Origin of the sequence: Oceanidesulfovibrio marinus (genome assembly GCF_013085545.1) — a bacterium.
Lineage (GTDB): Bacteria > Desulfobacterota > Desulfovibrionia > Desulfovibrionales > Desulfovibrionaceae > Oceanidesulfovibrio > Oceanidesulfovibrio marinus.
The window spans coordinates 2795643-2807749 of the sequence record NZ_CP039543.1 but is presented as its reverse complement, the minus strand read 5'-3'; the positions used below and the strand labels follow the sequence as shown (position 1 = coordinate 2807749).

The window sequence follows — 12107 nt, the reverse complement described above, 5'->3', positions numbered from 1 at the left end:
TAATCTCGAACCATGAATAGTTGTTTCCTCGTAATGGAGAATGCCTGCTGGTACAGCGTGTCAAGCGATTGAATACGGTCCACCAAGATAGTCTGCTGAATTACATCAGTCTCGAATTTGATTTATTATATTCTGTACCTGCAGCTCAAGTTCATCTTGGTTGCAGGAATATTCATCGATGCTACCAAAGCATGAGAATGTGGATTGATTGAAGCCATCTTCGATGTCATTAAACCAGATGGCAATACTGCCCACTATTGCAACAACCCAGAAGCCACCACCTTTATTCCCATAGGGCTCTTGACGCCATTTTTGTGGAGGGATTTTTATCATCTCCCATATTTTTCGTTGCTCTGGAGTCATTCTGTCATAGGATTCATTGATGATATTCCAGAGTTCTGCCTCCGTGGCGGGCTTCCATTCCATATGGTTAACTCCACTTCCTAACAACCAACGCCACAAAGCGTTTAGTCGATTTGATGTAGCATGTTTAGTTTTTCCATGCTTCTATTAACACTGGCCCGAATTTGTTGTTACCATCCACATTGTTGAGGCTCAACATGTCACGATGGAGGTAACGTGTTCATTCCCTTCAGAAAAAGCTGGGCCTTGGGTCGGACGGTCTGGAGTCAGTGCGTTATGCGGCCTGAACATATTGTGTTCCTTTCGGCACCGTTTAATCAAGCACGTGGTTATAGTGTCTTTGAAGATACGTAGAAGGGCATGTTTTGAGCCGTCAATCGCACAGCCAGCGTCCACTCGTTCACTTTTGTAACATTTTCCGCCTCTGATGCGCCCTCATAACTCCCCGTCATCGCCTAGGAATTGACTCCAAGCTGTAACACTCTTGCCTCATTTCCCATTGTCAGCTAAGCATTGTGGGTTGGACAATTTTTGTACCCGGGCATAAAGGCGTGTGTTTGCCGCTTATGTCGGTCCGGGACTTCGAGCCGTTTTGATTGCATAGATTCCGCGAGGGATAGAGAAGCTTCTCGCGGTCAACCAACACCACTTGGAGGCATTGATGAAACGACTCTTCGTCGCCGTGCTCGCCGCAGCGCTCGTCATGACTGCCGGCTTTGCGCACGCCAAAACGCTCAAGCTAGCCATGGATGCCGACCCGGTTTCCCTGGATCCCCAGGTCCAGCTCTCCGGCGGCATGCTCCAGTACTCCCACCTTGTCTTCGATCCGCTGATCCGCTGGACCAAGGACATGAAGTTCGAGCCGCGTCTGGCCGAGAAGTGGGAGCGCACCGACGACCTCACCGTGCGTTTCTACCTGCGCAAGGGCGTCAAGTTCCACTCCGGCAACGAGTTCACGGCCAAGGATGTGGCCTGGACCCTGGCCCGCCTGAAAAAGAGCGCCGACTTCAAGGGCCTGTTCGAGCCCTTTGCCGAGCCCAAGATTATCGACGACTACACCATCGACATCGTCACCAAGAAGCCCTATCCGCTGCTTCTGAACATGGCCACCTACATCTTCCCCATGGACAGCGCGTTCTACTCGGGAACGGATGAGAGCGGCGAGCCCAAGGACGCCATCGTCAAGACCGGCCCCTCCTTTGCCAACGCCAACGAGTCCGGCACAGGCAAGTACGTGGTGGCCGAGCGCGAGCAGGGCGTGAAGACCGTGTTCAAGGAGTTCGACGGCTATTGGGACACCAAGTCCCCGGGCAACGTGGACGAGATCATCCTGACCCCCATCAAGGAAGACGCTACCCGTACGGCAGCACTCCTTTCCGGCGATGTGGACTTCATCATGCCCGTGCCGCCCCAGGATCTGGACCGCCTGCGTGAGAGCGACAACGTGAAGCTGGTGACCATGACCGGTTCCCGCATCATCACCTTCCAGCTCAACCAGAAGCGCCGCGAGGAGTTCAAGGACCCCAAGGTCCGTGAAGCCATCGTGTGGGCCACCAACAACCCCGGCATCGTGCAGAAGATCATGAAGGGCTTCGCCACGGCCGCCGGCCAGCAGAGCCCCAAGGGCTACCAGGGCTACAACCCCGATCTGACCCCCCGCTACGACCTGGAAAAGGCCAAGCAACTCATGGCCGAGTCCCAGTATCCCGACGGTTTCACCGTCACCATGATCGCCCCGAACAACCGCTACGTGAACGACGAGAAGGTCTCCGAAGCGTTTGTTTCCATGATGGCCAAGATCGGCATCACGGTTGATCTGAAGACCATGCCCAAGGCCCAGTACTGGGATCAGTTCGACGCTCAGGTGGCCGACATCCAGATGATCGGCTGGCACGCCGACACCGAGGATTCCGCGAACTTCTTCGAGTTCCTGCTGATGTGCCCCAACAAGGAAACCGGCTACGGCCAGTACAACTCCGGCAACTACTGCAACGCCGACGTCGATCAGATCATCCTCGACTCCCAGTCCGAGACGGATCGCGCCAAGCGCTCCGCGATGCTGCAGAAGGCCGAGAAGATCGTCTATGACGAAGCCGCCTACGTGCCCCTGCACTGGCAGGACCTCTCCTGGGCCGGCAAGCCGAACCTGGAGATCGAACCCATCGTGAACGTTATGAACTTCCCCTACTTCGGGGACCTCGTCATCAAGTAACGTTTGCTCCTGACGTATAGTTAATCGCCGGGGGACTCGGACGACCGAGTCCCCCGGTTTGCTTCGCAACGCACCGAACTCCATTTCTGAACAAGGACCAGCACTACCAGCCATGTTCGCTTTCGCCGTCCGCCGTATTCTCCAGGCCCTCGTGGTCATGGTGGTCATCAGCTTTATCGGCTTCTCCATCAAGTTCGCCATCGGCGACCCGGTGCGAGATCTGGTGGGCATCTCCGTCTCCGCCGAGGAGCGCGCTGAAATCCGCGACCAGCTCGGGCTCAATGATCCTTTCATGGTTCAGTGGGTCCGCTTCATGGGCAACGCCATCCACGGCGACGTGGGGCGCTCGTTCTTCTTCAAGAAGCCGGCCATGGACGTGATCGTCTCCAAGGCCCCGGCCACGCTGGAACTGGTCCTGGTCAGCTCCATCATCGTCATTGTCTTTTCGGTGCCCATAGGAATTTTCTGCGCAGTACGGCCAAACCACTGGCTCTCACGAATACTGATGGGCTTATCCATTGTGGGGGTGTCCATTCCGGTTTTCCTCACAGCCATCCTCCTCATCTACGTCTTCGCGGTCGAGCTCCAGTGGCTGCCGTCATACGGACGCGGCGAGACCATCCAGCTGTTCGGATTCTGGGAGTCCGGGCTGGCCACCAGAGACGGTCTGCTGCACATCATCCTGCCGTCCATCGCGCTCTCGTCCATCATGCTGCCGCTCTTCATCCGCCTTATCCGCGCGGAGATGAAGGAAGTGCTGGAGACCGAGTACATCAAGTTCGCCCGGGCCAAGGGCTTGTCCCCCCGCCGGGTGCTCTACCTGCACGCCTTCAAGAACACGCTCCTGCCGGTCATCACTGTGGGCGGCGTGCAGCTCGGCATCATGATCGCCTTCACCATCCTCACGGAAACGGTCTTCCAGTGGCAGGGCATGGGCTTCATGTTCCTGGAAGCGGTGGAGCGCTCGGACACCTCGCTGCTGGTGGCCTACCTCGTCTTTGTGGGAGTAATTTTTGTGATCGTGAACACCGTGGTGGACCTTGTCTACGGCCTCGTGAACCCTATGGTCCGCGTGGCGGGCAGGAAGTAGGAGCGCGCTATGGAACTCTTGCGACGCTTCAAGGACTCGTACTTCCTGTTCTCCTTTCTGCGCGATCCCGTGGCCATCGGGTCCTTCGCCATATTTTTCGTCCTGGCCGTGGCCGGGTTCTCTGCGCCTATCAGCGCGCCGCACGACCCGTACGACACCGCGACCATCGACGTCATGGACTCGGAGCTGCCGCCCGCTTGGATGGACGGCGGGGAGAACCGCTTCCTCCTGGGCACGGACGACCAGGGCCGGGACATGCTCTCCACCATCCTGTACGGTACGCGCGTCTCGCTGATTATCGGCCTGGGCGCCGTGGCCCTGCAGGCGTTTCTGGGCATCCTTGTGGGGCTGGTGGCCGGCTACTCCGGCGGCCGCCTCGATGCCTTGCTCATGCGCATCGCCGATGTGCAGCTCTCATTCTCCACGTACATGGTGGCCATATTTTTCGGGGCCATATTCCAGGCCGTGTTCGGGGTGGGCCGCTATGCGGACATCGCCATCCCGTTCCTGATCTTCGTCATCGGCCTGGCCGAGTGGCCGCAGTATGCGCGCACCGTGCGCGCCTCTGTGCTGGGCGAGAAGAAGAAGGAGTACGTGGAGGCCGCGCGGGTCATCGGTCTGCCGGCCGGTCGCATCGTGCGCCGGCATATTCTGCCCAACACGCTCACGCCCGTGCTCGTCATCTCCACCGTGCAGGTGGCCAACGCCATCATGTCCGAGGCGGCGCTCTCCTTCATCGGCCTGGGCATGCCGGCCACCAAGCCGTCCCTGGGCTCGCTCATCAAGGCTGGGTTCGAGTACATCTTCTCCGGCTCCTGGTGGATCACGCTGTTCCCGGGCATCGTCCTCGTCGCGCTCATTCTGGCCATCAACCTCCTGGGCGACTGGCTGCGCGATTTCCTCAACCCCAAGCTGTACAAGGGATGATTGTGCCGTGACCGCAGCGACGCAGAACACACCCCTGCTCGAGGTCAAGAACCTCACCGTCTCCTTCGCCTTCCGCGGCCTGGAGTTCGACGCCGTGCGCGACGTCTCCTTCTCCCTGGGACGCGGCGACAGGCTCGGCCTGGTGGGCGAATCCGGCGCCGGCAAGTCCGTCACCGGCTTCTCCATCATCAACCTCATCTCCAAGCCGGGCTTCATCAGGGAAGGCCAGGTGCTCTTCGAGGGCAACGACCTGACCAAGCTGTCCGACTCGGCCATGCGTGGCATCCGGGGCAACCGCATCTCCATGATCTTCCAGGACCCCATGATGACGCTCAACCCGGTGCTCACCATAGGCACCCAGATGGTGGAGACGCTGCAGGCCCATCGCAACATCTCCAAGAAGGAAGCCGAGGCCATCGCTCTGGAGAAGCTCCGGCAGGTCTACATCCCCTCGCCGGAAAAGCGGCTGGCCCAGTACCCGCACGAGTTCTCCGGCGGCATGCGCCAGCGCATCGTCATCGCCATCGCGCTCTTGTCCGACCCGGCCCTGATTATCGCCGACGAGCCCACAACCGCGCTGGACGTAACCATCCAGGCCGAGATCATGGAGCTGCTGCTGGACCTCTGCGAGAAGTTCCACATGAGCCTCATCCTCATCACCCACGACCTCGCCGTGGTCAGCCAAGTCACCAAGCGCATCGCCGTGATGTATGCCGGCCGCATCGTGGAGACCGGCGAGACCGAGCGCATCGTCAGCGAGCCGGCGCACCCATACACCAGGGGCCTGCTCGCCGCGCTGCCCGGCGTGGGCGGAGCCCGGCGTTCGCGCCTCAGCCAGATTCCAGGACTCATGCCCAGCATCAAGAACATGCCTGAAGGCTGCGCCTTCCACCCGCGTTGCAGCGACTGCTCCGAGGTCTGCGGCGCCTCCATTCCGCTGCTCTCCCCGGCCCCGCACGGCGGCTACTTCGCCTGCCACATGGAGCAACCCTGCAAGGACCCGCGGCCTGACGAACGAGAGCTCATGCGCGACCGAGGAGCCCCGGAATGAGCACGCCCATAGTCAGCCTCAAAGGGGTCTCCAAGCGTTTCGATATCTCGGGCGGCCTGCTGGACCAGCTCGCTTTCAAGGGCGGCCGCGTCATCCGCACCCGCACCGAGGTCAAGGCGGTCAACAACGTTTCCTTCGACATCCAGGAAGGCGAGACCCTCTCCGTGGTGGGTGAGTCCGGCTGCGGCAAGTCCACCCTGGCGCGCACCGTCATCGGCCTGTTCCCGCCTACATTCGGCGAGATCTACTACCGCGGCGAACGCATCGACCACCTCTCCCCGTCCAAGATGCTGCCTTACCGCACGCGCATGCAGATGGTCTTCCAGGACCCGTACGCCTCGCTCAACCCGCGCATGAAGGTGAAGGAGATTCTGGAGGAACCCGTGCTCTTCCACGGCTCCAGGAACGGCTCCATCAGCCGCGTCGAGGTGGAGGAGCGCGTGGCCGCCGTGATGGAGCAGGTGGGCATCGATCCGGCCTGGGCCAGCAACTACCCGCACGAGTTCTCCGGCGGCCAGCGGCAGCGTATCTCCCTGGCCCGCGCCCTGGTGGTGGACCCGGAGTTCATCATCGCGGACGAGCCCATCTCCGCCCTCGACGTCTCCATCCAGGCGCAGATCCTCAACCTGATGCTCGACCTGCAGGAAGAGCGCGGCCTGACGTATCTCTTCATCAGCCACGACCTCTCCGTGGTGGAGCACATTTCCTCCCGCGTGGCAGTGATGTACCTGGGAACCCTGTGCGAGCTCGCCAAGGCCTCGGCCATTTTCCAACGGCCGCGGCATCCCTACACGCGGGCGCTGCTCTCGGCCATCCCCACGCTGGGCGGCTCGCCTCGCGGCCATGTGAAGCTGGAAGGGGACGTGCCCACGCCCATACGCCTGCCCTCGGGCTGTGTGTTCCACGGCCGCTGTCCCTACGCCAACGCTCGCTGTATGGAAGAGGTGCCCATGGCCATCGAGCAGGACGACGGCGCACTCGTGGCCTGCCACGGCGTGGAGGAAGGCCGCATTCCAGAGGACTCGCCGATCTAGCAGGCTGTCGAAATCTCCGGCCGGCGAAGTTGTCGTATACAGTTCAGACTCTCGCGTATTTTTTGTACGCGTCAGCCTTGAACTTTTCACGCGCCTTGGCAGCACGATTTTTGAACAGCCTGCCATGAGAATATTTTTATTACCAGGAGCACGAAGTTGTTCACTTGGTGCTCCTGCGGCATTCGCCGCGAAGCCCGCCCGAGGCGTGGCCGTTCTTATAACTGGAGAGCGAAAATAGAAGTATTGTCTGCTCCCGGTAATAACAGCTTCCTGAACCTCCTGGCCCGCCAGGGCTGCGAGTAGAGGACGTTGCCGTGTCGTCTTCCGCATCACAGCACCTTTCCACCGGCCTGCCCATAGGGGGGGACGCGCCATGGCTTGCGCCCCTGGCCGGGTACTCCGACTTGGCGTTCCGGCTGCTCTGCCGCGAGCAGGGCGCCGCCGTGGCCTGCACCGAGATGGTCAGCGCCAAGGGCCTGGCCTACAAAAGCCCGGGCACGCAGCCACTGCTCGATACCCTGGCCGAAGACGCACCCCTGGTGGTTCAGCTTTTCGGGGCCGAGGAGTCCTTCCTGGTCCGCGCCGTGGCAGAGCTTGCGGGCCGCGGCTACACGTGGTTCGATCTCAACGCCGGCTGCCCGGTGCCCAAGGTGGTCAAGACCGGGGCCGGAGCCGGCATGATCCGCACGGCGGAAGACCGCGCCAGGCTCGCGGCCATCATCCGCGCCATGGTGCGCGAGGCCGGCGAGGGCCGCATGGGCGTGAAGTTCCGCATGGGATATCACGGGGCCGACGACACGGCCGTGGAGACTGCGCGCCTGCTGGAGGACGCCGGCGCGGCCTGGATCACCATCCATCCCCGCTTTGCCAAGCAGGGCTACGGCGGCCATTCCCGCTGGGAGGTCACCCGCCGGGTGGTGGAGGCCGTCTCCATTCCGGTCATTGCCAGCGGCGATTTGTTCAGTGCGGAGGACGGCCGTCGCTGCATTGCCGAAACCGGCGCTGCAAGCGTCATGTACGCCCGCGGCGCATTGCGCGATCCTCTCGTCTTTGCCAAGTATCTCGGAAGGATGAGCGAGCGCCCGGACCGCGCAACCCTGGCCGCCCTGGTACGGCGGCATGCCGAGCTTTGCCGCGCCCACGGGGACCAGCACCGCTCTCTGCTCAAGATGCGCACCTTTGTGCCGCGTTACGTTCGTAACCTGGATGACGCCTCCGCCTTGCGCAAACGGTTGATTGCATGCAAGACTTGGGAGTGCATTGAAGAGGTGGCCGCCGCCATAGCCGAGCCGGCCGCCGAGTAAACAGCCGGCTCCGCCGTAAACATGGACGGCGTATTGGCCGAATAGAGAGTGAAGAGCATCGACGTGAGCGCGGAGAACGAAACCACACGCATCGTACGGGCCAAGACCGCCGGCTTCTGCATGGGCGTCGGTCTGGCGTTGCGTAAGCTGGACGCTGAAACGCGGGAGGGCAGATTGCCGCTGTTCACCCTGGGCCCCATTATCCACAACCCCCAGGTTCTGGAGCACTACGAGAAACTGGGCGTGCACCAGGAGAACGATCCGGACGCCATCCCGGCCGGTGCGACGGTGGTTATCCGGGCGCACGGCGTGCCCCGCGAGATTGAGAGGGGCCTGCGCGAAAGGGGCGTTTCCATTATCGACGCCACCTGCCCCAAGGTGAAGAAGGCGCAGCTGCTCATCGAGGAGCTGGCCAGCGCTGGCCGCAAGCTGTTGCTGTTCGGCGAGGAGGATCACCCGGAGGTTAAGGGGCTGGTCAGCTATGCGAACGCCGGAGCCCACGTGTTCGGCTCCATCGCTGCGCTGGAAGCGCTGCTCAAAACAGAGATCGACAAGGGTGACAAGTTTTTCCTTGCGGCGCAGACCACCCAGGACCGGGACGTCTTCGAGTCCATCGTGGAGCTCTTGCGCAGACGGCTGGACCCCGAGCTGCCCGTGCATGAGACCATCTGCAACGCGACCCGGCAGCGGCAGGACGAAGCGAGGTCCATCGCCCACCAGGTGGACGCCATGGTGGTTGTGGGCGGATACACCAGCGGCAACACGCGCCGGCTGGTGGACGTGGCCCGAGGGCGGGGCATCCCGTGCCAGCATGTGGAGATCGCCGACGAGCTGGACCTGGACGCTTTGGCCGGCAAACAGCGAATCGGCTTGACAGCAGGCGCGTCCACGCCGAAAGAAATAATAGACGCCGTCGAACATCGGCTCGGAACCTTGTAGCACCCGGGAGGCCCCGTGGCTCAAACAAATATTTTGCTCGAATCCGGAACCAACGAGCTCGAAATCGTTGAATTCTACCTGGAGGAGGAGACCGCTCCCGGCCAGGAGCAGCCGTACCGCGGCTACTATGGCGTGAACGTCGCCAAGGTGCTGGAGATCATCCGCCAGCCCAAGATCACCGAAATGCCGGAGGTCAACCATCCCTCCGTGCTGGGCGCGTTCAACCAGCGCTCCAACATCATCCCCCTGGTGGACCTGGCCATGTGGCTGGGCAAGGACAGGCGCCAGGACGGCGAAGCCAAGGTCATCGTCACCGAGTTCAACAACGTGACCACGGCCTTCCTCGTCTCCGGCGTCACGCGCATCCATCGCATCAGCTGGGAAGAGGTGGAGCCGCCCAACGCCTATGTGGCCTCCATGTCCAACAATTCCATCACCGGCGTGGTCAAGCTGGAGAACCGCATCGTCTTCATCCTCGACCTGGAGAAGATCGTCTCCGACCTGAACCCCGGCCTGGCCATGCGGCTGGACGAGGCCGTGGACTGGACCTCCGACGCCACCTACCACGCCGTGGTGGCGGACGACTCCACGCTCATCCGCGAGATGCTCAAGGATCTGCTGGAAAAGGCCGGTTTCGTGGTCACCAGCTACAACAACGGCCGCGATGCCTGGGAAGCGCTGGAAGCTCTGAAGACCAAGGCCGTGGAAGAGGAGTCGCCCATCACCGAGTACGTCCACGTGGTGGTCTCGGATATCGAGATGCCCTCCATGGACGGCCACAACCTCACCAAGCGCATCAAGGAAGACGGCGTGCTGCGCGATCTTCCGGTCATCCTCTTCTCCTCGCTCATCACGGACAAGCTGCGCCACAAGGGCGACGCCGTGGGCGCGGACGACCAGATCTCCAAGCCCGAGGTAACGCAGCTGGCCAAGCGCGCCAAAGCGCTTATCGAGGAAAAGACCAAAGCCGCGGCGGACTGATACGAGACGGGTCGACCCGCCGGCCGCTGAGCGTGACGCAATACACACTTTGCCTGCCTGCTCACCGAAGACATCCGCCGGCTTCGGCACAACAACTCTGGCCCAGACCCTGCGGGGGTGCTGGGCCTTTTCTTTTGCCGCGTCCAGTTCCCTCCCATATGTTGCACGGCGATACCCCGGACGCGGCCCTTGCCCGCCTTGGCAGCGTGGGCTCGACAGGCGGTGACGCCGCGTGGTGTCGGCGTATTGGCAAGGGTGCGAGCACGTGGGAAAACGGGCCACAGGAGCCGCCGAACATGCGGTTGGGGATGCGGGACGTTTGGGGTAGTATGGGCGCCAACCGGCCATGGAGCGGCAGCGCAAAGCCCCGGACGGCGTGTGGCCGGAACTGAAGCATCCATAGAGGAAGTGCATGAAATCACGAATAGTTTCCAGGCTCATCGCATTAATTTTGGGTGTCGCGTGCTGCGGATCGGCCAACGCATGGGCCGCGCCGTGCGGAACACTGCTGCAAGAGGGCAACCGGTTCGACGCGGTGGTCACGGCCTCTAGCGGCAGGCTGCTCGCCCGCGGCCCGCTGGTGGTGAACGAGGTCCGGCCCGGCCGCGAGGATATCTTTTTTATTGCCGGCTTCGCGCCCAACGACGGCCCGCCACAGCAGCTGAGCGGCATGGCCAGGGGTGGAGAGGTGTCCATGGTTGTGGACGCCGGCGAGCTGCCCGAGGCCGCCGGACAGCCGGCGTGGCTGGGCGTGTGCGGCGATGCCGGCATCACCGGCCGCATCGGCGGCGAGCAGGAGTTTGAGCTTCTGCCCGTGGCGGCGGACGCCAACGGGACCATCGGGATCATCGAGACTGGCGTCACCAATGGCACGGCGAATCAGACTGCCATGAACCAGGACGAGTGGCCGGCAGCCTCCGAAGCGCCGATTATCATCCCGGAGCCCGAGGACGAGTATCAGGAGCGCATGGCCCGCGAGCAGGAGAATGCCTCCGACGCCCAGAACGAGACGGTTGGCGAGGACCCCGTGGCCAAGGCGCTGCGCGAGCTGCAGATGGAAACCCAGGGCGGGGCCGTCAACCAGACTGCGACGGTGGCGGGGCCGGAGTCCGGAGAGCAAGGCGTCAACGGTACGGAAGGCGCGGCGCCATCCGCAAACCAGACGTCTGGGGAGCCGTCCTCGGCTCTGGAAACGGGCTACGCCCTCAACGGCACGGCCGGGCCTGAGGGGCAGGCCAACCAGACCGGAGAGGGCAACGTCACTGCGCCCACTGCGACCGCCGCGCTTGGCAACGAGACGGCGTCTGTCGGCGCAGGCACGGACCTGATCGACAGCGCTGCAGGACTGGACCTTTCGGACACGGACTGCCGCTACCTGCCCAGCGCGGTGTACGCCGGGCAGTTCCCCCACATGCGGCTCTCGCCCATACACTCCACCGAGGCTTTCGTGCCCGGCCAGGACGAGCGGGTCTGCTTCCTTGCCTTGCAGGGCGGCAGCGGCCAGCGCGGCCCTGTGGACTTCGCCTTCTACACCGGGCCCAGGCTGCTGGCCACGCTGCACGGGCCGGGCATTCCGGTGACGGTGAGCGGCATGAGCCTGCGCGATCTGAACGGCGACGGCGCGCCCGAAGTGGTGGCCGTGATGCAGCGCGCGGACGGCGGCTACGAGAACCGCGTGTACTGGTCAGAGAAGAAGGGCGGCGGCTACGAGTGGGTGGATGACCCGGTGGTGAACCGTTACGTGTCCGAACAGCCCACGGTGGGCGGCGTCATCGCCATCGTGACCGGGGAAAAGACCTCCAGCGTTACAGAAGCCTCGGAGACGCCCGCACAGATGCAGCGTCAGGCGATTCCGGCCGAGCCGGCATTGACGCCGGAGCCGATGCGGGCCAGAGACTCCAGCCAGCCCGCGATTAAGCCCGCCTCCCAGGTGCGCCAGGGCGACGTGCTCGACCTTTCCGGCCGCTTTGTCCGGGGGCCCGGGGGCCTTTTGTTCACCACTCATGGCAGCGCGATGAGCGCGACCTACATGGTGGCCTCCATGCCGCCGGACGACGAGGCGCGGCTGGGCGAGCTGACCCGCCGGGACAGCCGCATCTCGGCCGAGGTGATGCGGGTGGAGACGGATGGCGGCAAACGCGTCATCCGCATTCAGGTGCTGCAGGTTGTGCTGCTGTAGGTACTGACAGGCTGTTCAAAAGCACGA

At 62.7% G+C, this 12107-nt stretch carries 10 protein-coding genes; 9 read left to right on the top strand and 1 reads right to left on the bottom strand.

The annotated features are described in order from the left end of the window. Positions 1 to 105: 105 nt before the first annotated feature. Positions 106 to 426, bottom strand: coding sequence for a hypothetical protein (locus tag E8L03_RS12400; RefSeq protein WP_171267513.1), 321 nt, complete (start codon positions 424 to 426; stop codon positions 106 to 108). 598 nt (positions 427 to 1024) lie between these two features. On the opposite strand from E8L03_RS12400, the gene E8L03_RS12395 reads away from it, so the two are divergent. The 9 genes from E8L03_RS12395 to E8L03_RS12355 all read left to right on the top strand — a co-directional run bounded on the left by E8L03_RS12395 (position 1025) and on the right by E8L03_RS12355 (position 12080). Then, a complete protein-coding gene (locus tag E8L03_RS12395) occupies positions 1025 to 2575 on the top strand; it encodes an ABC transporter substrate-binding protein (RefSeq protein ID WP_144307090.1) in 1551 nt (516 codons plus the stop codon). A 112-nt stretch (positions 2576 to 2687) separates the two neighbouring features. Continuing rightward, positions 2688 to 3665, top strand: a complete 978-nt coding sequence (locus E8L03_RS12390; protein ID WP_144307089.1) for an ABC transporter permease — start codon at positions 2688 to 2690, stop codon at positions 3663 to 3665. 9 nt (positions 3666 to 3674) lie between these two features. Beyond that, entirely contained in the window at positions 3675 to 4592 is a 918-nt protein-coding gene (locus tag E8L03_RS12385) for an ABC transporter permease (protein WP_144307088.1), read from the top strand. Between the two features lie 7 nt (positions 4593 to 4599). Next, positions 4600 to 5643, top strand: a complete 1044-nt coding sequence (locus tag E8L03_RS12380) for an ABC transporter ATP-binding protein (protein ID WP_144307087.1) — start codon at positions 4600 to 4602, stop codon at positions 5641 to 5643. Continuing rightward, positions 5640 to 6677 carry an ABC transporter ATP-binding protein gene (locus E8L03_RS12375; RefSeq protein WP_144307086.1) on the top strand — a complete coding sequence of 346 codons (1038 nt, stop codon included), beginning with the start codon at positions 5640 to 5642 and terminating at the stop codon, positions 6675 to 6677. The genes E8L03_RS12380 and E8L03_RS12375 overlap by 4 nt, the downstream gene beginning before the upstream one ends. A 314-nt stretch (positions 6678 to 6991) precedes the next feature. Further along, positions 6992 to 7981, top strand: coding sequence for a tRNA dihydrouridine synthase (locus E8L03_RS12370; protein ID WP_244963520.1), 990 nt, complete (start codon positions 6992 to 6994; stop codon positions 7979 to 7981). Between the two features lie 120 nt (positions 7982 to 8101). Beyond that, positions 8102 to 8920, top strand: a complete 819-nt coding sequence (gene ispH, locus E8L03_RS12365; protein WP_171268483.1) for a 4-hydroxy-3-methylbut-2-enyl diphosphate reductase — start codon at positions 8102 to 8104, stop codon at positions 8918 to 8920. Positions 8921 to 8935: 15 nt separating this feature from the next. Further along, entirely contained in the window at positions 8936 to 9901 is a 966-nt protein-coding gene (locus E8L03_RS12360; protein WP_171267512.1) for a chemotaxis protein, read from the top strand. Between the two features lie 412 nt (positions 9902 to 10313). Further along, the gene (locus E8L03_RS12355) at positions 10314 to 12080 is read left to right on the top strand and encodes a hypothetical protein (protein WP_144307084.1); all 1767 of its coding nucleotides are present in this window, start codon (positions 10314 to 10316) and stop codon (positions 12078 to 12080) included. Positions 12081 to 12107 lie beyond the last annotated feature (27 nt).

Bases quoted from the DNA above. Each gene is read 5' to 3' on its own strand.
- E8L03_RS12355 (WP_144307084.1), top strand. From the start codon at position 10,314: ATGAAATCACGAATAGTTTCCAGGCTCATCGCATTAATTTTGGGTGTC.
- E8L03_RS12395 (WP_144307090.1), top strand. From the start codon at position 1,025: ATGAAACGACTCTTCGTCGCCGTGCTCGCCGCAGCGCTCGTCATGACT.
- E8L03_RS12385 (WP_144307088.1), top strand. From the start codon at position 3,675: ATGGAACTCTTGCGACGCTTCAAGGACTCGTACTTCCTGTTCTCCTTT.
- E8L03_RS12375 (WP_144307086.1), top strand. From the start codon at position 5,640: ATGAGCACGCCCATAGTCAGCCTCAAAGGGGTCTCCAAGCGTTTCGAT.
- ispH (WP_171268483.1), top strand. From the start codon at position 8,102: ATGGGCGTCGGTCTGGCGTTGCGTAAGCTGGACGCTGAAACGCGGGAG.
- E8L03_RS12390 (WP_144307089.1), top strand. From the start codon at position 2,688: ATGTTCGCTTTCGCCGTCCGCCGTATTCTCCAGGCCCTCGTGGTCATG.
- E8L03_RS12400 (WP_171267513.1), bottom strand. From the start codon at position 426: ATGGAATGGAAGCCCGCCACGGAGGCAGAACTCTGGAATATCATCAAT.